Raw genomic sequence first — 23,754 nt, forward strand, 5'->3', positions numbered from 1 at the left:
ACGGGTCGTTAAGTCGCGACCTTCTCGCTACACCGTTCGGTACCTGAAGAAGGACCTTAACTGAACGGCATTACACCCTCGGGTGCCCTTTCTTCTGCCTGGCAGGTGCGCCTAGCGCACCACCGCATCAACGCTCGTAGCGCGAACGGCTGTTGCGGTTGCCGTTGCCGCCGCCATTGCCGCCGAAACCGCCGCCAAAGCTGCGATTGCCGTCACGGTTGCCGTCGCGGTTGCCGAAGCTGCGGCCTTCGCCGTTGCCACCGGTGTTGCCACGATAGCCGCCGCCGGTGCGGTCGCCGAAGCCACCACGGTTGTTGTCGCCAAAGCTGCGGGGGGCGGCGCCGTCGCGGTTGCCGAAACCACCGCGGTTGTCGTCGCCGAAGCTGCGGCCGCCTTCGCGGTTGCCGAAGCCACGCGCACCGTCGTTGGCGCCGCGGTAGCCGGCGCCCTGGCCGCCCTGGCCCTGGCCACGGTAGCCGCCTTCACGATTGCCGAAGCCGCCGCGGTTGTCGTCACCGAACGGGCGTGCGCCTTCCGGGCGGTTACCGAAGCCACGGCTCTCGCCGCTGAACTTGCGCTCGCCGAAGCCGGTGCGGTTCTCGCCACCGCCGAACTTGCGGTCGCCGAAGCTGCGTTCGCCGCCACGGTAGCCGCCGCCATTGCCGCGGAAGTCACCACGGCCGCCACCCGGCTTGCCGCCGAAGTTGGAACGCGGCTTGGGCGAACGGCGCGGCTCCAGGCCTTCGATCACCGAAGCGTCGATGCGCTGGTTGGTGAAGCGCTCGATGCGCTTCCACTGGAACATGTCGTTGTGGTTCACCAGGTTGATGGCGGTGCCCGAGCGGCCCGCGCGGCCGGTACGGCCGATGCGGTGCACGTAGTCCTCGGCCTGCTTGGGCAGGTCGAAGTTCACCACGTGGGTGATATCGGGCACGTCGATGCCGCGCGCGGCCACGTCGGTGGCCACCAGCACGCGCAGGTTGCCGCGGCGCAGTGCGGTCAGGGTGCGGTTGCGCGCGCCCTGGGTCATGTCGCCGTGCAGCGCGCCGGCGGAGAAGCCGGTGTCGGACAGGCGCTCGGCCAGCGAATCGGCATCGCGCTTGGTCGCGGTGAAGACGATGGCTTGCTTGAGCGTCGCGTCGCGCAGCAGGTGGTCCAGCAGGCGTTCCTTGTGCGACATGTCGTCGGTGAAGTGCAGGCGCTGCTCGATATGGCTCTGGTCGGCGCGGGCCGCGGCGATCTCGATGCGCTGCGGGTCGCGCAGCTGGCGCGAGGCCAGCTGGGCAATGCGCGCATCCAGCGTGGCCGAGAACATCAGCGTCTGGCGCGTGGCCGGGGTGGCATTGACGATGGCGTCGATGTCGTCGGCAAAGCCCATGTCGAGCATGCGGTCGGCCTCGTCGAACACCAGCATCTGCAGGGCCGACAGGTCGATGCGGCCGGCGTCGATATGATCGAGCAGGCGGCCTGGCGTGGCCACCAGGATGTCAGGCATCTTGGCCAGCGCGGCCAGCTGCTTGGGGTAGGGCATGCCGCCCAGGATGCTGGCGCAGACGATGCGGCGCAGGTTGCGGCCGTACTTGGCGGCGGCCTCGGTCACCTGCAGCGCCAGTTCGCGCGTCGGGGTCAGCACCAGCAGTGCGGGCTGCGCCGGCGACGGGCGCGGGCGCTTGCCCTTCATGCGCTTGGCGGGCTCGGTCGCGCGCTGCGGCGCCGGCATTTCGCTGATGCGCTGGATCGCGGGCAGCATGAACGCGGCGGTCTTGCCCGAGCCGGTCTGGCTCGAGACCAGCAGGTCACGGCCGGCCAGGAAGGCCGGGATGGCCTGGGCCTGCACCGGCGTGGGCGTGTTGTAGTTCAGTTCGGAGAGGGCGCGCAGGATGGCCGCATCGAGGCCAAGCGTGGCGAAACCGCTTTCCACGGCCGGGGCTTCTTCAACTGCCGGGCTGGGGTTGAGCAGGGCGTCGAGCTTGTCGAGCGGGCTCTGGGCAGCGTCGGAAGTGATCGAAGCGTCGGTCGCGGAGGCAATAGCTTGCTCCGCACGAATGTCGTGCTGGGTCATGTCGGAATGGTCAAATAAATGCATGGCACCCCGGCAAAGCAAAATGGGGTGGGCGCAGTGCAAAGTCTTAAAAAGGCTTCGGCGCCAATCGGTGAGGCCGTTACGACAGACACAGCTGGCAGTACGGCGGCAGGCAGGGCGGTGGCTGGTCCCGCTAGGCGGTCCGGCCGTATCCCTGGCAGGCAAACAGCTCAGGTTTCAGGCTGTTCAACAGGATCGGAGACGAGGCGACGTCAGGTGAGCGGTGCGTTCTGCTGGGCGGCTGGGGCCATGAAGTGATGACTAGGCGTCCGGCAGCGAGGAAACAGAGCTTGGGAGGGCAGCGGATTCGCCGCGGCAGGAAGCCGGGCGTTTGGCGGATCTCACAGTTGCGAAACTCACGGCGCGGATTATAGCAGAGTACGGAATTTTTGTTGCACTGCGAAAGCGTAACCGGATATGTCAGGCGCTCGTCACCTTCCAGACGCGCCCGCGCCACGCTGGTTGAAAGCCGAAAACCCCCGCCTATACTGGAGGCGCGAGCACACAGGATGCCCGCACGGGGCGGACGAAAACGCTCCCGCTTGACCTCTTCCAGCGGCATTGGGCCGCTGTTCGCGGCGAGCACTGCGGTCATTGACTCCAAGCGCCAGTCTTCCTGCGACTCTCCGGGTGGTCCGGATGGGCGTCCGCTACATGCTACATGGGCGGAATCATGGGAAGCCTGCCTGGAACAGAATGACCGAACTGCTGACCGCGTGACCCAGGTGGTCCGGGCCCGTCCGCATCCAAAGCCCGCCAGCGATGGCGGGCTTTTCATTTGGCGGTTGCGGTCGCGGTTCAGTCTTCTGCATCCTTGCCAGCGGCCTTGCGCGGCAGCCGCCCGAGCGGCTGCTCCTGCGGCATCACATGGCGGTTGCCCGGCAATCCGCCCGGGTAGTCGACGATGCGCGCGGCGCCCTGGCGCCGCAAGCCATGCCATGCCTGGCCGCCGGCGGTGCGCCCGCCGCCCAGGATGGCGGTCATGGCCTGCCGGTCGAGATCCATGCTGTCGGGCAAATCCTTGATGACGATCACTGCCATGGCTGTCTCCGGTCAAGCGGCGCCACGGCCATGCGGCCGCGGGACCGCTTCAGTATAGGCGAGGCGGTCCGCGGTATTGTCCGCGGGGCCGCCGCGCGGTGCGCTCAGACTGCGGCGAAATTGCCGGCCCATTGCGACGGGTTGACGTTGACGCGCACCGGGCCGAAGTCGGGGCCGACGATGCTGTTGTTGAGCGTGTTGACGTTGATGCTCTGCAGCTGCGCGATGTTCTGGTTGACGTTGACGGTGACGTTGGCCAGCGGGCCGACGCTGCCGACACCGCGGCTGAGCCACGAGTTGCCGCCGCGTACGGCGCACAGCGAGGCACGGTCGAGTTCTTTGCTCAGGGCGAGATCGCGGACGAGGATCGATGACATGGTGGTGCTCCTTTGAGTCGGGTGCCGGGGGCGGCTGGCGCGGAGATTGCAGCATCTGCGCGCCAGTCGCGGCCAGGGCGTATCAGCCGAAGATGTTGTTGGTGGCGTTCTGGTTGGTGTGCACGTCGGACTTGACGTGGTCCAGGAAGGCCGAGCCGTTGCCGTTCAGGTTGGTCACGGTCTGCATCTGCGCGATGCTTTGCGTGGCGTTGATGCTGTTGTCCAGCGACAGCCTGATCGGCGTGTAGACGGCGGCGAAGGGCAGGTAGGCCAGGCCGCCGCGCACGGCGTGCATGCGCTTGCTGTCGAGGGTTTCGGCGGCGGGCAGGTCCTTGATGGTCAGCGTGGTCATGATGTTCTCCGGTATCGGTCAGTGCGTGGGTGGCTGGGGCGCGTGGGCTCAGCCGTAGATGTTGTTGCTGGCGTTCTGGTTGGTATCCACATGCGAGCGCACGTGGTCCAGGAAGGCCGAGCCGTTGCCGTTCATGTTGGTGACGGTCTGCATCTGGGCGATTTCCTGCACGGCCTTGATGCTGCTGTCGAACGACAGCTTCACCGGGCTGTAGACCGCGGCGAACGGCATGTAGGCCAGGCCGCCGCGCACGGCGTGCATGCCCTTGCGGTCCAGGGTTTCGGTGGAGGACAGGTCCTTGATGGTCAGCGTGGTCATGATGGTCTCCGGTAGAGGAAGGTACTGCCTTGGGTCTGGTTTCGAGCATCGGGTTGGTGTCGCGCTCGGGAGGTACTAACGCAGGGACTGTGCCAATGACGTTGCCGGCCCCGCCAGGCACGCGCAACTGCCTGAAAACACGGGCGATTTATTTTCGATGTCGGCTTGCGGGCACTGGCTGCGGGCGCTGCCGCATGCCGCGGGTGACGGGCCGCGGCCAACAGGCGGCGTGCTGGTGTTGGCGCGGCCGCGACAGTGGCGCGCCAAAGGCGATGCGGTTGGCAGGGAGCGCCCGCGCGCGGCGTTGCACGCCGGCTTCGCATGGTTTGCGCATGCCTTGGGTGCGCACTAGTATCCATCTCGAAGGCAGGCATATCCGCATCGTGGGATGCGCCGTGCCAGCAACCATGTCGGGGCATCCGGTGGCCAGTCTCAAAGAACTGATCCGCAAGTTCCAGAACGGCGGTCTCTCCGACGACGAGTTTGTTGCGTCGTTCGAAACGGCGCTGGCGCAGGACCCCACCACGCCCAGCCAGGCCGCGCGCGTGGTCATCGAGGAAAACACGCGCTTCCCGTTCCCGCCCGCGGTCTATGCCGAAGTCATGCGGCGCATCGAGCGCCGCGGCGCCACGCAGTACGACGGCGCCACCGAAGCCACGCGCCTGGCCGGCACGCAGACGGGCTCGCTGTATGCGACCTCGCCCGAGCCGGGCACGCTGCCGCCGGCGGCGCATACCAAGGGCGTGGGCGATACCCTGAACGGCCGCTTCGTGCTGGAAGAATGCCTGGGCGTGGGCGGCATGGGCACGGTTTACAAGGCGCTCGACCTGCGCAAGCTGGAAGCCTCGGACCGCAAGCCCTATATCGCCATCAAGGTGCTGAACCTGCAGTTCAGCGGGCACCCCAAGTCGCTGATGGCGCTGCAGCGCGAGGCGCGCAAGGCGCAGACGCTGGCACACCGGAATATCGTCACCGTCTATGACTTCGACCGCGACGGGCCGGTGGTCTTCCTGACCATGGAATACCTGTCTGGCTCTTCGCTCAACCATGTGCTCAAGGCCCCGGGCTTCACCGGCATGCCGATGGCGCGCGCCATGTCGATCATCAACGGCATGGGCAATGCGCTGGCATACGCGCACGAGCGCGGCTTCGTGCACTGCGACTTCAAGCCCGCCAACGTCTTCCTGACCGCCAACGGCGAGGTCAAGGTGATCGACTTCGGTATTGCGCGCGGCTTCCTGCCGCCGGCCGACGAGTCCGACCGGACCGTGTTCGATCCCGGCTCGCTGGGTGGCATGACACCAGCCTATGCCAGCCCGGAGATGTTCGACCATTGCGAGCCCGACCCGCGCGACGACATCTTTGCGCTGGCCTGCGTGACCTATGAACTGCTGACCGGCAAACATCCCTACCAGCGGCTCTCGGCCAACCAGGCGCGCGATGCCGGGCTCAAGCCGGCGCAGCCGCCGCAGTTGAGCCGCACGCAATGGAAGACCCTGCGCGAGGCGCTGTCGCTCGACCGCGAGACACGCACGCCCACCGTCGCGCGCTTCCTGCATGGCATGAGCGCGGTGCCGGTGGTGTCCACGCGGCGTCCCTCGCCGCTGATGGCAGGCGGCGCGCTGGCCGTGCTGGCGGGCGTGTCGGCGATCGGCTACTACGCCTGGCATTCGCAGCGCCAGGCCGAAGCGCCGGCTGGCGACACGCGCGTCGAGGCCCCGGTTACACCGGTGCCCGCCGCGCCGGTCACCCCGCCCGCACCGGCTGCCCGTCCGGCGGTGCTGTCGATGGCCGACGTCACGAAGATGCTGGCGGCGGTGCCGTGCTCGCTGCTCACCGCCACCCAGCAGGCGCAGACGTTGCGTGTGCGCGGCTTCCTGGCCGAGAGCGTCGGCGCCGTGCGGCTGCGCGAGCAGCTCAGCGCGTTGCCGGGCGTCAAGGAGCTCAAGGGCGTGTCGATCGACACCCAGCCGCTGGCCGCCGACAAGTGCGACGTGGCCACCCTGATCGCGCCGTACTGGTCGGGCCACCGCGAAGGGGGCACGGCTTCGTCGCTGCGGCTGCGCGGCCAGGGCACGCAACTGACCGAAGGGTCACCGCTGGTGCTGGATCTGCGCACGCCGGCGCGCGACTCCTATGTCTATGTCGATTACTTCGCGGCCGACGGCAAGGTGGCGCACATGGTGCCGAGCGCGCGCGTGCCCGCCCACCAGGCGCCGCCCAGCCATGGCGCCACGGTTGGCGACGGTGGCGACTGGATCATCTCCGGGCCGTTCGGCACCGAGCTGGTGGTGTTGCTGACCACGCCCGCGCCGCTGTTCGATGGCCGGCGCGCCGAGGTCGAGCTGCACAAGGACTACCTGAAGGCACTGGAAAAGCCGCTGGCGCAGATGGCGCGCACCTATGGCCGGGACCGCATCAGCGCGGACCTGGTGCAGATCTCCACGCGCGCGCGCTGATTGCCGCCAGCCGGCCGGCTTGCCGCTTGCAAATTGCGCCAGCCGCTACTTCATGTCGCGCGCCACGCGAAAGCCGTTCTGCGACTGCCGCACGCTGGGGCTGTACTTGAAGCGCGTGGACGACACCATGTAGCTCGCCCCCTCGCGCCAGGAGCCGCCGCGGATCACGCGTGCGACGCAGGCGTTCTCGTTCCACACGCGCCCGTCGGCGGGCGCGCCCTTGTATGAGCTGTGCCAGCAATCGGCCACCCATTCCCACACGCTGCCGTTGACGTCGTGCAGGCCGTACGGGTTGGCCGCGAAGGTCCCGACCGCGGCCGGCGCATCCTGGCTCCACGGGTCGCCGCAGTCCTTGCAGTTGGCATTGCCCTTGCGCATCTGGTCGCCCCACCAGTAGGCACTGGCGGTGCCGCCGCGCGCTGCGTATTCCCATTCGGCCTCGGTGGGCAGCCGGTAGGACTTGCCGGTGGTCTTGCTGAGCCAGGCCACGTACTGCTGCGCGTCGTCCCAGCTGACGTCGCGCACCGGCGCGGTCTTCGCGCTGTCGGCGACGGTGGGGACGCGCTGGCAGCCGCCGGCGTCGGCGCAGGCATTCCATTGCTCGACCGTGACCTCATAGCGGCCGATCGCAAACGGCTGGCCGATGGTGACGTGGTGCGGGGGCTTCTCGGCGGGATCGCTGGCACTGCTGCCCATGGTGAAGCTGCCCGCCGGCAGGGAGACCAGCACCGGGCAGGCCGGGCAATCGCGGATCTCGCCGGTGCGCAATGTGGCGCTGACCGCGCCGCCCGCCGCCGCGCCCGGGCGTAGCGATGCCGTTGCCGGTGGCGCAGCAGGTGGCGCAGCGGGCGGCGATGCCGGACGCGCTGCCGCGGCCGGTGCCGGCGGCCGCGTGACCTGGCCCCCGGCAGAGGTGCCGGAGCGGGGCGGCGGCGCGGGCGCCTGGGCCTTGGGTGCGGAGGCGGACGCTGCCAGCCGCTCCAGGCGCGCCCTGGCCAGCACCGCGAAGCGTCCGTTGGGGTACTGCTTCAGGTAGGCCTCGTAGTCGCCGGCGTAATTGCTGTTCTTGATCGATTCCCAGAAGCTCAGCTCGTACTGCTCGTCGGTGTTCTTGGGCATGATGCCGGCGAGCAGCAGCGGTTCCGTGGCCGCGGGGCCGGCGGCAGCGGCGGCCGCCTGCGCAGGCAGCGGCGCGGCGGCGAGCATGGCGGCCATGGCGGCCGTGCGTACGACTGGTAGATTGCGCCACATCTTCACACCTCGCTGGAGCCGCGGCGATCCCGCTGCATGCCGGTAGCTGCCGGCACATGCGTCGGGGGCGCATTGTGGTGTTGCCGAGACGTCGACCGGCTTGCTTCAAGATAGCACAGCGCCTGTGTCTCCGGCGGGGCATTGCCATGCCACCGCGACGCGCCGGGGTCGCTTTTTCCGGGCTTGCGACCTAACCTGAATGACGAATCGCCGAGCGCTGACCAACAAGCAACAAGAATGGGCTTTCGGGACAACGTGATCGGGTTTCGGACTGTTATCCGGGAGGCGCCGCGTATGTCCAGACGATTCCTGTTCCGCCTGCTGGCGGTTGCCGCCCTGGCCGCGGCCCCGTCGCTGTCGCTGTCGACGGCAGCCCCGCCCAATGCCGAGGCCTACATCATCTGGCCGCACGATGGCACGGTCATCAGCGGCGGCAAGTTCTGGGTGCGCATGGGCCTGCGCAATATGGGCGTGTGCCCCAAGGGCGTCGAGTCGCCGCGCTGCGGGCACCACCACCTGCTGGTCGACACCGAGCTGCCGCCGCTGGACAAGGAAATCCCTTCGGACAAGAACCACCTGCACTTCGGCGCGGGCGAGACCGACGCGCGCATTGAGTTGCCGCCCGGCAAGCACACGCTGCAGTTGCTGATGGGCGATGCCAAGCACGTGCCGTTCGAACCGCCGATCTATTCGAAGAAGATCACGATCACGGTGAAATAGCGGGGCAGCGCGCGCCGCGGAAGCCGAACCAGGCCGATCAGCAAACAGGGAGAGCACCATGTCCAGAGTACTTGCCGCGGCTGTCTTTGCCGCCAGCCTGCTGCTGTCAGCGGTGGTGCAGGGTGGTTCGACGCCGGCGCCGCCCAACGCCTACCTGTATATCGGCTGGCCCAACGACGGGCAGACCATGCCCGCGGGCAAGCCATTCAAGGTCTGGTTCGGGTTGCGCAATATGGGGGTGGCGCCGAAGGACGTGAAGTACCCCAATACCGGGCACCATCACCTGCTTGTCGATGTGGACCTGCCGCCGATGGACAAGGAAATCCCCAATGACCGCAATCACCTGCATTTCGGGGCGGGGGAGACCGAGACCATGATCGAGCTGCCGCCCGGCAAGCATACGCTGCAGCTGCTGATGGGGGATGACAAGCACATTCCCACCAACCCGCCGGTTTATTCGAAGAAGATCACGATCTACGTGAAGTGACCCGGACCTTGCGGTGACGGCGGCGCGCATGCGCCGCTTTTTTTCGTGCGCCGGCGAAGCAAGTGTCGCCCGCCATCCAACATCGACGCGCAATCTGTTGGCTGCGCCCCGCCAGTGCGCGCTGACGCAAGCTCGCCGCGCCTCCGCAGCGGGAGCCGGCTGCAAGCAGAAATCCCCGTGTTTACAGGCACTTCCGTGATCCGCGCAGCCGTGGCCCCGGGGCTGGCACGCTCCCTGCGATTGTCCCTCCTGAGCGCGACACCAACCCGATGCTCGACCAAACCAAGGCAACACCTTCCTCTACCCGGAGACCATCATGACCACGCTGACCATCACCGACCTGACCACCATCGACACCCTGGACCGCAAGGGCATGCTCGCCGTTCGCGGCGGCCGCACCCTGCTCCCGTTCATGCCGGTGTACCACCCGCTCAACCTGTCGTTCGACCACAGCATCACCGCCGTGCAGGAAATCGCGCAGATGCAGACCGTCACCAACCTGAACGGCAACGGCTCGGCCTTCCTGGACCACGTGAAGTCCGACGTGCACACCAACCAGAACGCCACCAACAACATCTACGGCTGAGCCCCTGCGCGCCAGCTAGCTGCTTGTTACCGATACCGGAGATCATCATGACCACGCTGACCATCAAAGACCTGTCCGCCACCGAAGCCCTCGACAGCAAGCGCATGCATGCCGTGCGCGGCGGCCTGTCGTACCTGCCCTTTGCCGCCGTGTATGCGCCGATCAAGCTCGCGTTCGACAGCAGCATCACCGCCAAGCAGGAAATCGCGCAGTTGCAGTCCGTGACCAACCTGAACGGCAATGGCTCGGCCTTCCTCGACCATGTCCGTTCGCATGTGGATACCAACCAGAACGCCAGCAACAATATCTATCGTTGAGAAGCTTGTTGAGATGGCGCAGCGCCGCGGGGGCGTCCCCGCGGCGCTTTTGTTGAGCCCCTGCATATCGGGGTTGGAGCGCGCGCCAGCGCGCACCACAATACAGACAGACTTCGCGGCCCCGGCATGCCTTGGGGTATCTCCAGCGCATCCCGTCCGCCGCCGTCGCACGCAGGAACCCATCGTGCCCGAATCCATCACTGCCTCGCCCGCGGTTGCGTCAACCGATGCGCCGCACCGAACCGCCTGGCTGACCGCGCTGGCCGCCTGCGCGGCATTGCTGGCAGGCTGCGCCGATTTCCGGCCGCCCGTGTACCAGCGCCCGGAAACCCCGGCCAAGGCCGAATGGACGCGCCAGGAATCGATCACGGTATCGCCGGCCGAAACGGTGCAGCCCAACTGGTGGCTGGGCTTCAAGGATCCTTACCTGAACAGGCTGATCGACCAGGCGCTTTCCGGCAACTACGACATCAAGGTGCTGGCGGCGCGCATCCGCGTGGCCAACGCACAGATCGGCGAGGCCCGTGCCGGCGGGCTGCCGGTGATCGATATCGGCGCCGGTGCGAGCTTCGAGAAGAGCACCGGCCAGAAGTCCACCTGGACCTATAACGCCGGCGCCCAGCTGAACTGGGACATCGACATCTGGGGCAAGGTCGAGAAGGGCGTGCAGGCGCAGACCGCCGAGTTCCGCGCCACCGAGGCCGACTGGCGCGCCGGCTACCTGACGCTGGTGTCCAATGTATCGACCACTTACTTCCAGATCCTGCAGTTCGACGAGCAGATCGAGCAGCAGGCGCGCACCGTGGCCAAGAACGGGCAGATCCTGTCGACCTACCAGGCCATGTACCAGAACGGCCTGGTGCCAAAGATCCGGGTGATGCAGCAGCAGGCGGAAATCAACCGCCTGAACAAGGACCTGCTGGAGCTGCGCCGTTCGCGCGATGTGGCTGAAAACGCGCTGGCCACGCTGGTCGGCGTGCCCGCGGGCAATCTCAAGGTGCCGGCGGGGCGCCTGCAGGACCGCGTGCAGCCGCCCGCGGTGCCGGCCGGGCTGCCATCGCAATTGCTGGCGCGCCGCCCGGACGTGGTGGCGGCGGAATACCGCGTGCTGGCCGCGTACAACATCGTTGGCCAGGCCCGTTTGGCGCAGTTGCCCACCATCAGCCTGACCGCGCGCGGCGGCACCGCCAGCTTTGCGCTGAGCGACCTGCTCAAGTCATTCACCTTCGGCTTCATGCCCAGCATCAACCTGCCGATGCTCGACCCGAGCGTGCGCGCGCGCGTGAAGACCACCGAGGCGCAGGTGGGCGTGGCGGAAAACGAATATGGCCGCACCGTGATGACCGCGTTCGAAGAGGTGGAGAGCGCACTGGTCAATGTCGACGCGCACAAGAAGCAGCGCATCGAGCTGCAGCAGCAGGTTGAGCAGCTGCGCGTCGTGTCCGCGCAGATTGAGGCGCAACTGAAGGAGGGCGTGGTCTCGCAGCTGGAAGTGTTCGAGACCGAGCGCTCGCTGCTGGCCGCGCAACTGCAGTTGTTGGCGGTCCACCAACAGATCCTGGCCGACACCGTCACCCTGTACAAGGCGCTTGGCGGTGGCTGGCCCGATACCGACGTGCGCAACGCGGCGTCGAATCCGCCGCAGTAAGTGCTGCCAACGGTGCTGTAGGGCGGTTCAGGTGATGCCGGCGCCTGCAACGCGTTGCGCAACGCGCCCATAGCCCTGGCCACCTGCCCCGCTGCATGTGCCGCTGCCGCGCCAACCGCGCGTTCCGCGTCCCGATTGACTAGCCTTAGCCGTCGCCTACTATGTTCTTAGTCGCTTCATCCCCTGGCCTGCCGCCGCGGCAGCCGCGCTGTTGGCTTGCTGGAAACATGGCTCCTGACGAAGCACTGATCATGGAAATGCCGGTGAAAATGGCCCAGGGATTCACGCGGGAATTCTCTCAGGATCTGGCGCAGGAATTCGATGTGTTCCTGACGCCCGTGTCGCGCCCGGAGCTGGGCGAGATCCGCATCGACGAAGACCTGTTCGCCGTCGGACGCAGCGAACTGCCGTTCGCCGCCTACCCGGAAGACCTGGCCGCACCGCTGTCGCGCCGGCATGCGCGCATCTTCGCCGAGCATGGTGCGGTCTATGTGGCGGATCTCGGCAGCAAGAACGGCACGCGCGTGAACGGCGCGGCGGTGGCGCGCCAGCCGGCGCAGCTCAGCGATGGCGACGAGGTGGCCTTCGGGCCGGCGCTGTCGTTCCGGGTCCGGCTGTCGCCGCGCGCGGCGCAGCCCGAGCCGCCGCGGGTAGCGGTGACGCTGGTGCCCGAGCGCGGCGATGTCGGGCTGCAGCCGCTGCACGTGGACGGCTTCCCCTACCTGATCAGCAAGGCCGACGATGCCTTCGCGCGCTACCGCGACAGCTATCCGCAGCAGGTCAACTACCTGTCGCGGCGCCACGCGCACGTGTACCTCAAGGGTGGCGTGCCATTCGTTGAGGACCTGGGCAGCACCAACGGCACCTTCGTCAACGGCAAGCGCCTGGCTGACCACGGCGTGCCGCTGGACGACGGCGACCTGATCGCCTTTGGCGGCAACCACTTTGTCTACAAGGTGCAGGTCCAGCACACCGGCGACGGCGATGCCACCGCGACGCATTCGATGCTGCAGCCTGTCGCTGCGCCGGACACGCCGCCCGCGTCCCAGGCTTCGCCCGTGCGCGACGAGGATGACCGCACCACTTTTGTCGGTGCCGCCGATTCCTTCCTCGACATCTTCTGCGTCGACTATGCCGCGCAGCAAGACGACGAGGTCAACGCCGAGGCCGAGGCACAGGCCGCGGCGGCCACGGCCGCGCACGACGGCGCGCAGGCACGCCGCAAGCGCGGGCGTGCCGCGCTGCTGCTGGCCGAAGGTGCCAGGCAGTTCGGCCTGAACGATTCCGTACGCACGCGGCGCGCGGCGCGATGGGGCGGCGCGTTGCTGTTGCTCGCGCTGCTGGCGGGGGCGGCCGTGTACTGGCGCGGTGCGCCGGAGCGCGAAGTGCAGGCGCTGTTTGCCGCAGGCGATCACGCGCGCGCGGCGCAGGCCGCCGACGACTACCTGGCGCGCCATCCCGGCGATGGCCAGGTGCAGGCCATCGGCACCGAGGCACTGATGCGTGCTGACGTGCCCGCTTTCGCCGCCAGGCTGAAGGCCGGTGATTTCAGCGGCGCCGATGCCGTGCTGGCCCGGATGCACAAGCTCAGCGCGCACAATGCCGATGCGCGGCCGCTGGTGGCGGAACTCGACTGGATCGGCAGCCTCGAACGCTTCACCGCGCAGCGCGGCGCCGACGCGCCGATCCGCCTCTACACCGACGAGGCGCCGATCCGGCAACTGCTGGCGTACTGGAACCAGGACACCACCGCGCACCAGCGCGCGCTCGGGCGCATCGCGGCCGATGTGCCGGCGTTCCGCGATCTCTATGCCGATGCGCTCAGCGACGTGCGCCGCCTGCAGAACGACGCCTCGGTCTACCTGGCTGCGATCGACCGGCTGAACGCCACCATTGCTGCCGAACTCGGCCGCGACCGCCCGGAGGCGTTGCAGCCGGTCATTGCCGAGTACCGCGAGAAGTATCCGCGCCTGGCCGGGCTTGACCGCGTGCAGTCAGACCTGGACCGCTACACCGCGCTGGTGCAGGCACTGCGCGCGCGCCGGCCCGGGCCGCTGGTGGCGCGCCTTGCCGACAGCCGCTTCGCCACGCCGCCGTTCCAGGCGCAGTTCAACCAACTGGCCGCGCGCCTGCCGCCGCCGGAGATGGTGCGTCAGTACGCCGGTGCGGCCAAGGCGTGGCAGCAGGGCGACAGCGCCGCTGCGCTCGCGGGAATCAAGCAGATCAGCGGCGGCCCCTGGGCCGAAGACCTGGCGCGCGACCTGTCGCACAAGCAGAAGGTGGCGGCGCAGTACGCCGAGCTGCAGTCCGCGCGCGGCAGCAAGGGCTATGAGGACCGGCTGCTGGGCTTCTACGCCATGCTCGATGCCGCCGATGACGGCCACTTCGCCAAGGCGGTCGAGGCCGACGTCAACGGCGTGCGCGACAGTGCCCTGCGGCGCGCGCGGGAACTGATGGGCAGCGCCGTTGCCGCATGGAAGCAATACCGCAGCAATGGCGTGATCGGCAGCGAGCAGCGGCTCGAGCCAGGCATCTCGCCCAGGTTCCGCGCGCAGGCCCGGTTGCTGTCGCAGGCACAGGATGACGCGCGCCAGGGCATGCGCATCTTCACGCAACTGCGCGCGGGCGAAAGCGCCGACCTGGCGCAACTCGCCAAGATCGAGGAAGAGATCCGCGCCGAGGCCGACCAGCAGCGGCACGCGCTGCGCGAGCTGCGCACCGTGCTCGATCCCGCCGTGCTCAAGACCAAGCTGGAACTGATCGGCGGTGAAGACACCGGCAAGGCGCCGGAGCCGGCCGCGGCTGCCGCGGCGCCACAGCAAGCGGGGCAGCCATGAAGGACGATGCCCGCCAGGGCGGCCTCAAGCCACTCTCCGAGGCGCTGGAAGACCACAGCGCCGAGGGCATTGGACTGCTGAGTGCCGAGCCGTCGCGCCTGGGACTGCTGACCATCGTCACGACTTTCACGCTGGTGTTGTGCGGGCTGGTGTGGTCCTTCGTCGGGCATGCCGATGTCATTGTCACGGCGCAGGGCACGCTGGCGCCGGAATCCGAGGTGCGCCGCTTCTATGCCCCGGTGGACGGCGAGCTGGCCGACCTCTACGTGGCCGAGGGGCAACCGGTGTCCAAGGACGACGTGCTGGCGCGCCTGAATGCGCGCGGCGCGATCGAGGCCGCGGCCAACGCGCTGGAAGCGCAGCTCAAGCTGGAAGACTCCGAGCGCGAATGGAAGCAGTTCCCCGACAAGAAGGCGCTGATGGAACGCCGCGCGGCGGCGCTCAAGCAGCAGATCGACGTGGCCACGCGCCAGCACGAGACCCGCATTGCCGAAGGCACCACGCGGCTTGCCGAACAGCAGCGCGCGCAGTTGCAGGAAGCGCGCAGCAACCTCGAGAACGCCCGGCGCGCGCGCGAATTCGCGCGCCAGGAGCAGGACCGCTACGCGCGCCTGCTGGCGTTGCCGGGTGGCGGTGGCGTTTCGCAGTCGCAGGTGGATGCCAAGCGCGCCGCGGCGCAGGACGCGGAGAACAATCTGCGCGTGGCCCAGTCGCGGCTGACGGAGCTGGACGCACGCCTGGGCCGCGAGCTTACCCAGGCCAGTTCCCAGCTCGAAAGCAGCGGCCAGGACCTGGCCGGGCTGCGCGTGCAGTATGACGCGGCGCTGCGCGAGATCGCCAACACCGAGGACAAGCTGCGCCTGCAGGTGCAGACCGCCCGCCTGGTGGCGGATGCGGCAGCGCGCATCCGCTTCGAGAACATCGACAAGGACAACTTCCTGCTGATCCTGGCGCCGGTGTCGGGTGTGATCACCGATGTCACCTCCACCCAGCGCGGCGACAAGGTGCAGGCCAACACGCCGCTGGGCGGCATTGCCCCCAAGGATGCGCGCCCGGTGGTGAAGATCGTCATCGCCGAGCGTGACCGCGCCTTCCTGCGCGAGGGCCTGCCGGTCAAGCTCAAGTTCAGTGCCTTCCCGTACCAGCGCTACGGGATCATCGAGGGCACGCTGGAATTCATCTCGCCCGCGACCAAGCCGGGCGGGCCCGACAAGCAGCCGGTCTATGAGGGCCGCGTGCGCCTGGCGCGCGACTACTACGCGGTGGCCGACAACAAGTATCCGTTGCGTTACGGCATGACCGCCACGGCAGAGATCGTGGTGCGCGAACGCCGCCTGATCGACCTGGGGCTTGACCCCTTCCGCGAGGTGGCCGGCTAGCGCAGCGGGGAGAGACAGGCGCAGAACATCTGGACAGCCTGGCGCGCAACCGCGCGGGCGTCAAAGGAGCCGAGAAAATGACTGGCATTGTGCGTATCGACGACGAGGTGCTTGGCTTCGAGGAGTTCGTGCGCTTGCTCAAGCTGACCGGACAGTTCGAAGGGCTGGTCGAGCAGATGGTGCGCGACAAGCTGACCGTGCACGCGGCAAAGCGGCAGGGCGTGGTGGTCTCGCCGGAGGAGATCCAGGAACGCGCGGACCAGTTCCGCCGCGTGCAGGGCCTGCATCGCGCCGCAGACATGAATCACTACCTGGATGCGCTGAGCATCAGCCTGGACGAATTTGAAGCCTTTATCACCGACAACCTGTACCAGGAGCGGATGATGGAGCAGGTGTGCAGCGAGGCCGCGGTGCAGGCGTACTTTGCGCTCAACTCGCCGCGCTTCGACAGCATCGAGGTCAGCCATATCGTGGTCGACAGCGAGGGCAAGGCCAAGGAGCTGATCTCGTACCTGCAGGATGATCCCGATGCCTTTGCCGAGATGGCGCGCGAGCATTCCATCGCCGACACGCGCGAGCGCGGCGGCGAGATCGGCAAGGTGTTGCGCGGTTCGCTCAAGACCGATATCGAGGCCAAGGTGTTCAATGCCGAACCGGGCGACCTGCTGGGACCGTTCCCGTCGGCTGACCGTTCCTTCTTCGAAGTCTTCCTGGTGCGCGACAAGCACCCGGCCACCCTCGACAGCGAGGTGGCGGTGGAAGTGCGCCGCCTGCTGCGCGAAGACTGGCTGATGGCCAGGGCGCAGGAACATGTCATCGAAGCCCGCTAGCGCGAGCGGCGAGCCCGCCGCCCCGCCTGCCCCGGACCAGCCGGAGGCAGGGTCGGCGCTGGCCGCCTTCCTCGCCACCGTCGAGATCCTGTCGGTGCTGACGCCGGAGGAGCTGGCACGCCTGGCGGAAGCCGCGCAGGTGCTGACCTTCGGCTTTGGCGACACCGTCTGCAATGCCGGCGAAGCGGCGCCCGGCCTGTTTATCGTCAAGTCCGGCTCGGTGCGCGTGTTCAACGAGGAGCACGGCAAGGAAATCAGCATGGGCGTGCGCAAGGCCGGCGAGGTCTTTGCCGATATCGCGCTGCTGCGCGACTACCGGCATGAGTCGTCGGTGCGCGCCTCGGGCAAGACCGAGCTGCTGATGATCCCGCGCAGCGTGGGTGAGCCCGTGGTGGCCGGCAACCCGGCGGCGCTTGCGTTTATCACCAGCTATGTCGCGATCAGTTCGGCCGGAGGCTTTGTCGCGCGGCTGTTCGACCTGCGTGGCAAGCTCGACAAGCAGGAGCTGGAGGACGCCGTGCGCAGCGTCGGCGTCAAGCGCGTGGCGGCCGGCAAGGAAATCCTGAAGCAGGACGGCCGCGAAGACCGGCGCCTGTACGTGGTGCGCCAGGGCACGGTGCGCATCGTGCGCAGCGAAGAGGGCAGCGAGTACCCGCTGGCGACGCTGGGGCAGGGCGACATCTTCGGCGAGCGTGCCTGCGTGATGCGGCAGGAGCAGCTGGCCTCGGCCATCGCCGAGACCGACGTGCGCCTGCTGGTGATTCCCGAGAAGACCGTGCAGCTGATCCTGGAGCGCAACCCGCGCCTGCGCGAGGTGCTGGAAGAGCGCATCCGGGTGTTGGACCGCGAGTTGCATCGGCAGAAGAAGCTGGCCGAACGGCGCAAGCGCCCGGTGCTGCTCGACCTGCATTCCAAGCCCGAGCTCGGCGAAAAACTGATCCGCCGCTTCGCGCTGGTGGAGCAGGCCGAGGAGATGGATTGCGGCGCGGCCTGCCTGGCGATGATCTGCCGGCACTACGGCATCCCGATGACGCTGGGCAAGCTGCGTGAACTGGCCAATGTGACCACCCAGGGCGCCACGCTGGACAGCCTGGCGCGCGCCGGCGAAGCGCTCGGCTTCACCACGCGCGGGGTGCAGTGCACGCGGGATTCGCTGATGGGCTTTGAGCTGCCCTTCATCGTGCACTGGGAGGGCTACCACTACGTGGTGGTGTACGGGATCTCGTCGCGCTGGGTGTGGGTGGCCGACCCGGCCATCGGCTTCCGCAAGATGAGCGCCGAGGAGTTCGAGCGCGGCTGGAGCGGCACCTGCCTGCTGTTCACGCCGGGCGAGAGCATGACCCAGCTGTCGGTGTCGCGCTCGCCGTGGCTGCGCTTTATCGGCTACCTGGCGCCGTACAAGAGGATCCTGGCACACCTGTTCCTGGCCACCTTCGTGATCCAGATGCTTGGGGTGGTGCCGCCGCTGATCATCCAGAACATCCTGGACGGCGTGGTGGTGCACCAGAACGTGGGGCTGCTGAACCTGCTGATCGCGGGGCTGATCATCTCCAACGTGTTCTCGCAGCTGATGTCGACGATTCGCGCATATCTGGCCAACTTCATGGTGCGCAACATGGATTTCGCCATGATGTCGCATTTCTTCAAGCACACGCTGTCGCTGCCGCTGTCGTTCTTCGCCAAGCGCAAGACCGGCGACATCTTCGCGCGCTTCCAGGAGAACCAGACCATCCGCGCCTTCCTGACCGAGTCGACCGTGACCACGGCGCTGAACCTGCTGATGGTGTTTATCTACTTCACCATCATGTTTCTCTACAACGTCAAGCTGACGCTGCTGCTGATCGCCTTCGTGATTCCGATCGCGGCGCTGACGGTGGTGGTGACGCCCAAGGTCAAGACCTATGCGCGCGAGGTGTTCGCGGCATCGACCGATGCCAAGGCCTACCTGATGGAAACGCTGGGCGGCGCCGAGACCGTCAAGGGAATGGGCATCGAGCGCCCGGTGCGGCTGCGCTGGGAGCGCAAGTACGCCAAGGCGCTGGACGCGCAATACCGGGCGCAGGCCTTCCACATCCTGGTGGGGCTGGTGAGCCAGCTGCTCAACGCCGCCACCACCATCGCGGTGCTGTGGGTGGGCGCGACGCTGGTGCTGGAGCGCGAGCTCACCATCGGCCAGCTGATCGCCTTCAATGCCTTCATGGGCAGCGTGCTGGCGCCGCTGATGGGGCTGGTGGCATTGTGGGGCCAGCTCAACGATGCCGGCGTGGCGATGGAGCGGCTGGGCGACGTGCTCGACCTCGAGCCCGAGCAGAAGCCGCAGGACGTGCTGTCGCGCGTGATGCTGCCCGACCTGCAGGGCGAGATCGTGATGAAAGACCTGTACTTCCGCTACGGCGGCGAAGACACGCCCTATGTGCTGGAGAACATCAGCTTTGCCATCCGCCCCGGCGAGATGGTGGCCATTGTCGGGCGCAGCGGCTCCGGCAAGACCACGCTGGCCAAGCTGCTGGTGGGCTTCTACAAGCCTACCGAGGGCTCGATGACAGTGGACGGCTATGACCTGAACGTGATCGACGCGGCGTTCTACCGCGCGCAGGTGGGCTACGTGATGCAGTCCAACCTGCTGTTCTCGGGCACCATCGCCGAGAACATCGCCTGCGGCGATGACAGCCCGGACCGGCGCCGTATCGAGGAGGTGGCGCGCATGGCCGATGCCCATGCCTTTATCAGCAAGCTGCCGCTGGGCTACGAGCAGGTGGTGGGCGAGCGCGGCATCGGGCTTTCCGGCGGGCAGATCCAGCGCCTGTGCATCGCTCGCGCGCTGTACCACGACCCGCGCCTGCTGGTGTTCGACGAGGCCACCTCGGCGCTCGACACGCAGTCAGAGAGCAACATCCTGGCGAACATGCAGGACATCCTGCGCGGGCGCACCGCGGTCATCATCGCGCACCGGCTCAGCACCATCATGCAGGCCGACAAGATCCTGGTGCTGTATGAGGGCGCCATCGTCGAGCAGGGCCGGCATGAGGAGCTGATCGAGCGCAAGGGCATGTACTTTCAACTGGTGCAGAAGCAACTGAGTGCCGCATGAAGCTATACAACCAGGGTGCCACCCCCGCCTCGGCCACCTCGCCGGTGTCGTTCGCCGGCCTGATCGAGAAGATCGAGATCCTGCGTTCCACGCTGCGCTGGTCGTCGCGGCTTGACCGGCCGGAGATCGAGAAGCTGCTCAAGCAGGCCACCACGCTGCGCGACGAGGTGATGGGGCTGTCGCACAAGGAGCGCTTCGTGCAGGCGGCATCGGCCGAGGCCGCCCCGCCGCAGGAAGAAGTCGAGCGCATGCCGCGCGCGCGCCGGCAGGCACTGGTTGAGCGCAGCTTTATTTTCGAAGGGACCTTCGGCGACAACCCCAAGTTGCTGGAGGCACTGGAGATTGCCGAGAAGGCGGCGCCGACCGACCTGCCGGTGCTGATCGATGGCGAGAGCGGCACCGGCAAGGAGCTGATGGCCAAGGTGATCCATGCCAATGGCTCACGCACCGACAAGCCGTTTATCTCGGTCAACTGCGGCGCCATCCCCGACAGCCTGCTTGAATCCGAGCTGTTCGGCCACAAGAAGGGCGCCTTCACCGGCGCCAGCAACGACCGCCGCGGCAAGTTCGAGAGCGCGCATACCGGCACCATCTTCCTGGACGAGATCGGCGAACTGCCGCTGACCGGGCAGGTCAAGCTGCTGCGCGTGCTGGAGGCGCACGAGATCCAGCGCGTGGGCTCGGACGAGGCGATCTCGGTCGATACGCGCATCGTCGCGGCGACCAACAAGGACCTGCGCCGCATGAGCCAGGCCGGCACCTTCCGCGAAGACCTGTTCTACCGCCTGAGCGTGATCCACGTCAGCCTGCCGTCGCTGCGCGAGCGGCGCGACGAGATCCCGCTGCTGGTTTCGTACTTCAGTGACGAGGCCGCCGGCATGCTCAAGCGCCGGCCACTCAAGCTGACGCCGCGGCTGCGCGACTTCCTGCTGCACTACGACTACCCGGGCAATATCCGCGAACTGCGCAACCTGATGTACCGGCTGAGCTGCCTGGCCGGCGACACCGCCGACCTGGCCCACCTGCCGCAGGACATCCGCCCCAGGCCCGCCGCGCTGGCGGTGGTGGGCAATGGCCCCGCGGCTGCCGACATCGCCATGGCGACGTCCCTCAGCGAAGCCAAGCGCGCCGCCAGCGACGAGGCCGAGCGGGCCTTCCTCGAACGGGGCTTGCAGGAAGTCGGCGGCACCGTCGCCGAACTGGCGCGGCGCTTCGACATGAACCGCTCGCACCTGCAGATGCTGCTGAAGAAGCACGGCATCCACTCTAAGGATTTCCGCGCCAACCGGCAGGCCGAAGGCGGCAAGGGGTAGGGCGGCGAGGCTGCCGGCGGTCGTGCCTTCAGGCGTCCAGCTCGGGATTGACCAGGGTCTTGTCAGAGCCGTAGGGGTCCGCCGCACGCAGCACCACCACCGACACGTTGTCGCGGCCGCCGGCATCGAGCGCCATCTGCACCAGCGTCGGCGCGGCCTGCGCAACGTCCTGCTGCGCCAGCACTGCCGCGATGTCGTCATCGTCGACCTCGTTGCTCAGGCCATCGCTGCACAGCAGGTAGACGTCGCCATCGGCGACCTCGGTCAGCAGCTGCTCCGGCGCCAGCGTCGGGGCCGCGCCGACGGCGCGTGTGATGGTGTTCTGCGCGGGATGGTGGCGCGCTTCTTCCGGGGTGATCAGCCCGCGCGCCAGCAGGCGCTCGACCTGGTTGTGGTCGCGCGTGAGGCGCGCGAACTGGCCGCCGCGCAGCCGGTACAGGCGGCTGTCGCCAGCCCACACGCAGGCGCAACGGCGATCGCCCGCCAGCATCACCACCACCGTGCTGCCGATGCAGCGCACGCCCAGGCGCGCCGCTTCATCGACCAGCGCCAGGTTCACGCCCTGCAGCGCCGCGCGCGTGGCGTCGACCCGGTCTTCCAGCCGGGGCTGCGGCGGCAGCGTGGCCAGCGCCTGGACCACCGCCTGGCTGGCGAAGTCCCCCACGGCATGGCCGCCCATGCCGTCGGCCACCGCCCACAGGTCCTGGCCGGGCAGGTCCAGGCAAGCGTCCTCGTTGCGCTCGCGCACGCGCCCGACGTCCGTGCATGCGGCCGAGGTCCACTGGAAGTGCGAGTCGAAACCCAATCTTGTCTCCGGTCCGCGTCAAGCCCCGGACCAGCCGGGGCACTGCCACGGCGGCGCTGGCGCTCAGATCAGCATCAGATCAGCCTGCCGTCGTTCCTCGCGCCCTGGTCGCCCTGGACATTGATGTTGGCGTTTGGCGCGTTGTTGCGGATATCAATGTTCTGGAACTGGTTGTTCATCTGATCAGCATAGAAGCTGTAGTTGATCTCGTAAAAGTTGATCACCGTCCCGAGCGGCAGCGGAGACGAGGGCACGAACGGGCGGATCCACCCGAACACCCACTGCCCGCCGGCGCCGCGCACGCGGGCCATGGCGGCGGAAGCAAGTTCGCGGCAGCTGGCGAGGTCGTTGATTGCAAGGGTGGCCATGTTCGGTCTCCGGTGGATGTGGCGTGGCGCCGGGGGCGGTACCGGTATTGAGCAAGGCGCGTGCCACAGCATGGGTGTGGCAGTAGGTCGACTGGAAACCCAAGGCCGGCGCGGGCTGCAGGGCGGGGCGGGGACAATGGGGCGCACCCCGGCAGTCCAGCCACGTTGGCCTTGACCCGACACCCGGCCAGCCAGTGTCGGGATGGACCCACCACAGCGCAAGCATCGCGCGATCCCTGCCGCCAGCCCGCCCAGGCCTCGCGGCGCGCGGCGAATGGTGGCTGCCAGCCAACAGAATTGCCGCCACGCGGTTGGCTGCCATCCGACACTCGATCCCCTCCAAAACCCCCGGATTTCCGCCAAACCGTTGTCGGGCCGGGCCTCCCTGGTATTGGCATGGTTGATGCGGTTGGTCTGGCACGAAGCAGCAATGCCTGCAGCAACCAGACACACCGAGGCCAGCCATGAACATCCAGGAAGTACAAGAACGCGCTACCGGCAGCGACGATCGTTTCGCCGACCCGCTGCCGCTCGGCGCCCACCTGGTCACCGAACGCCACGGCTACGCCCATCATGGGATCTACGCCGGCGCCGGCCGCGTCATCCACTACGCCGGTTTCGCCCGCTCGCTGCAGGCCGCGCCGGTTGAAGAAACTACCCTCGAAGCCTTCGCCGCCGGATTCGGCATCGCCGTCAAGCCGGAACCCTGCGCCCGCTTCGCCGGCCGCCAGGCCGTCGAACGCGCCCGTTCCCGTGTGGGCGAAAATGCCTACCACTTGCTGACCAACAACTGTGAGCACTTCTGCTCCTGGTGCCTGTCCGGCGAAAGCCGCAGCGAACAGGTGGAAACATGCATGCGCCGCCCGCGCGCCGCGCTGCACATCGGCTGGCTGCTGCTGGGCGCGCTGCTGCAAGCCCAACTGGGCGGCCTGAACCTGGACCTCGCCTGAACCGCGCGGCCATCACCGAATCAAGGAGCCTGCCATGTCCGGACTGATCGACTGGGAACTGCGCTGCAACCTGCGCGGACAAGCCTGCCACCGCAGCTGCGCCACTGCCGCCGCCAACTGCGCCCGCGGCCGCCACCGGCCGGGGCGCCGCGCCCTGCGCCATGCCGGCCGGCCGACGCGCCTGCCGTCGTCCGGCCGCCTTGCCGGGCGAGGCCGCCGGGACGGGTTTGCCACTGCTGGCGAGCCGGGCCGGTGCGGATTTTGATATACTCCGGGCCGTCTCCAGGATCACCGCGCCCGCGGTTCCCGATCCTGACAGTCCTGTCCCTCGCCGTAGTTCAATGGATAGAACGAGCGCCTCCTAAGCGCTAGATACAGGTTCGATTCCTGTCGGCGGGACCACAGAATAGTTCGCTGTGGTTCTCTGAAGTGCTTCCCTCCCAAGTAAATCAAGGCTTCGCGCCGAATCGACGTTCGCCAAAGTTCGTCATCGCCCGTTGGCATCCGTCACTTTTTGGGGCATCCTTAGGGGCATCTACGAA

General features: G+C 67.7%; 21 protein-coding genes and 1 tRNA gene. 14 read left to right on the plus strand and 8 right to left on the minus strand.

All coding sequences use genetic code 11. The features are described from left to right. Positions 1–127: 127 nt before the first annotated feature. From AC3WLE_RS26470 to AC3WLE_RS26490, 5 genes are all read right to left on the minus strand, one after another. Complete coding sequence (locus AC3WLE_RS26470; RefSeq protein ID WP_492356656.1) at positions 128–2,062, minus strand: DEAD/DEAH box helicase; 1,935 nt, start codon at positions 2,060–2,062, stop codon at positions 128–130. Positions 2,063–2,881: 819 nt separating this feature from the next. Further along, a complete protein-coding gene (locus tag AC3WLE_RS26475; protein WP_058696648.1) occupies positions 2,882–3,124 on the minus strand; it encodes a hypothetical protein in 243 nt (80 codons plus the stop codon). A gap of 104 nt (positions 3,125–3,228) precedes the next feature. Continuing rightward, positions 3,229–3,501, minus strand: a complete 273-nt coding sequence (locus AC3WLE_RS26480) for a hypothetical protein (RefSeq protein ID WP_011615788.1) — start codon at positions 3,499–3,501, stop codon at positions 3,229–3,231. Between the two features lie 82 nt (positions 3,502–3,583). Further along, positions 3,584–3,853, minus strand: a complete 270-nt coding sequence (locus tag AC3WLE_RS26485) for a hypothetical protein (protein WP_011615787.1) — start codon at positions 3,851–3,853, stop codon at positions 3,584–3,586. Between the two features lie 48 nt (positions 3,854–3,901). Then, on the minus strand, positions 3,902–4,171 hold the full coding sequence (locus AC3WLE_RS26490; RefSeq protein ID WP_011615786.1) for a hypothetical protein: 270 nt from the start codon (positions 4,169–4,171) through the stop codon (positions 3,902–3,904). Between the two features lie 407 nt (positions 4,172–4,578). Between AC3WLE_RS26490 and AC3WLE_RS26495 the strand changes: the two genes are divergently transcribed. Further along, positions 4,579–6,630, plus strand: a complete 2,052-nt coding sequence (locus tag AC3WLE_RS26495) for a serine/threonine protein kinase (RefSeq protein WP_492319871.1) — start codon at positions 4,579–4,581, stop codon at positions 6,628–6,630. Positions 6,631–6,675: 45 nt separating this feature from the next. Here the strand turns inward: AC3WLE_RS26495 and AC3WLE_RS26500 are convergent, their stop codons facing one another. Then, positions 6,676–7,881 (minus strand): formylglycine-generating enzyme family protein, encoded by a 1,206-nt coding sequence (locus AC3WLE_RS26500; protein ID WP_492363601.1) that lies wholly within the window; start codon positions 7,879–7,881, stop codon positions 6,676–6,678. Between the two features lie 294 nt (positions 7,882–8,175). On the opposite strand from AC3WLE_RS26500, the gene AC3WLE_RS26505 reads away from it, so the two are divergent. The 10 genes from AC3WLE_RS26505 (at position 8,176) to AC3WLE_RS26550 (ending at position 21,089) form a co-directional block, all read left to right on the plus strand. After that, a complete protein-coding gene (locus AC3WLE_RS26505; protein ID WP_011615783.1) occupies positions 8,176–8,601 on the plus strand; it encodes a DUF4399 domain-containing protein in 426 nt (141 codons plus the stop codon). A 58-nt stretch (positions 8,602–8,659) separates the two neighbouring features. After that, positions 8,660–9,088 carry a DUF4399 domain-containing protein gene (locus tag AC3WLE_RS26510; protein WP_492340342.1) on the plus strand — a complete coding sequence of 143 codons (429 nt, stop codon included), beginning with the start codon at positions 8,660–8,662 and terminating at the stop codon, positions 9,086–9,088. 316 nt (positions 9,089–9,404) lie between these two features. Next, positions 9,405–9,674 carry a hypothetical protein gene (locus AC3WLE_RS26515; protein WP_492319741.1) on the plus strand — a complete coding sequence of 90 codons (270 nt, stop codon included), beginning with the start codon at positions 9,405–9,407 and terminating at the stop codon, positions 9,672–9,674. A 47-nt stretch (positions 9,675–9,721) separates the two neighbouring features. Then, positions 9,722–9,991 (plus strand): hypothetical protein, encoded by a 270-nt coding sequence (locus AC3WLE_RS26520; RefSeq protein WP_492319742.1) that lies wholly within the window; start codon positions 9,722–9,724, stop codon positions 9,989–9,991. A 184-nt stretch (positions 9,992–10,175) separates the two neighbouring features. After that, positions 10,176–11,639: an efflux transporter outer membrane subunit gene (locus AC3WLE_RS26525; RefSeq protein WP_492356655.1), complete on the plus strand. Its 1,464-nt coding sequence runs from the start codon at positions 10,176–10,178 to the stop codon at positions 11,637–11,639. A gap of 227 nt (positions 11,640–11,866) precedes the next feature. Next, positions 11,867–14,476 carry an FHA domain-containing protein gene (locus AC3WLE_RS26530; RefSeq protein ID WP_492356654.1) on the plus strand — a complete coding sequence of 870 codons (2,610 nt, stop codon included), beginning with the start codon at positions 11,867–11,869 and terminating at the stop codon, positions 14,474–14,476. Beyond that, complete coding sequence (locus AC3WLE_RS26535) at positions 14,473–15,855, plus strand: beta-barrel domain-containing protein (RefSeq protein ID WP_011615777.1); 1,383 nt, start codon at positions 14,473–14,475, stop codon at positions 15,853–15,855. The genes AC3WLE_RS26530 and AC3WLE_RS26535 overlap by 4 nt, the downstream gene beginning before the upstream one ends. Positions 15,856–15,932: 77 nt before the next feature. Next, entirely contained in the window at positions 15,933–16,685 is a 753-nt protein-coding gene (locus AC3WLE_RS26540; RefSeq protein ID WP_492356653.1) for a peptidylprolyl isomerase, read from the plus strand. Next, positions 16,666–19,776 (plus strand): peptidase domain-containing ABC transporter, encoded by a 3,111-nt coding sequence (locus AC3WLE_RS26545; protein ID WP_492356652.1) that lies wholly within the window; start codon positions 16,666–16,668, stop codon positions 19,774–19,776. Before AC3WLE_RS26540 ends, AC3WLE_RS26545 begins: the two co-directional genes overlap by 20 nt. Further along, positions 19,773–21,089: a sigma-54 interaction domain-containing protein gene (locus AC3WLE_RS26550; protein ID WP_492319747.1), complete on the plus strand. Its 1,317-nt coding sequence runs from the start codon at positions 19,773–19,775 to the stop codon at positions 21,087–21,089. Before AC3WLE_RS26545 ends, AC3WLE_RS26550 begins: the two co-directional genes overlap by 4 nt. 28 nt (positions 21,090–21,117) lie before the next feature. Here the strand turns inward: AC3WLE_RS26550 and AC3WLE_RS26555 are convergent, their stop codons facing one another. Further along, positions 21,118–21,894, minus strand: coding sequence for a PP2C family protein-serine/threonine phosphatase (locus AC3WLE_RS26555; protein WP_010813593.1), 777 nt, complete (start codon positions 21,892–21,894; stop codon positions 21,118–21,120). Positions 21,895–21,968: 74 nt separating this feature from the next. Further along, the gene (locus AC3WLE_RS26560) at positions 21,969–22,262 is read right to left on the minus strand and encodes a hypothetical protein (RefSeq protein ID WP_492319748.1); all 294 of its coding nucleotides are present in this window, start codon (positions 22,260–22,262) and stop codon (positions 21,969–21,971) included. Between the two features lie 464 nt (positions 22,263–22,726). On the opposite strand from AC3WLE_RS26560, the gene AC3WLE_RS26565 reads away from it, so the two are divergent. The 3 genes from AC3WLE_RS26565 (at position 22,727) to AC3WLE_RS26575 (ending at position 23,614) form a co-directional block, all read left to right on the plus strand. Next, positions 22,727–23,212: a lecithin retinol acyltransferase family protein gene (locus tag AC3WLE_RS26565; RefSeq protein WP_492352903.1), complete on the plus strand. Its 486-nt coding sequence runs from the start codon at positions 22,727–22,729 to the stop codon at positions 23,210–23,212. 34 nt (positions 23,213–23,246) lie between these two features. Further along, the gene (locus tag AC3WLE_RS26570) at positions 23,247–23,477 is read left to right on the plus strand and encodes a hypothetical protein (RefSeq protein WP_492352902.1); all 231 of its coding nucleotides are present in this window, start codon (positions 23,247–23,249) and stop codon (positions 23,475–23,477) included. A gap of 62 nt (positions 23,478–23,539) precedes the next feature. Continuing rightward, positions 23,540–23,614, plus strand: a tRNA-Arg gene (locus AC3WLE_RS26575). The last annotated feature ends 140 nt before the right edge of the window (positions 23,615–23,754 follow it).

Source organism: Cupriavidus sp. FW306-1B-F12B (assembly GCF_058781795.1).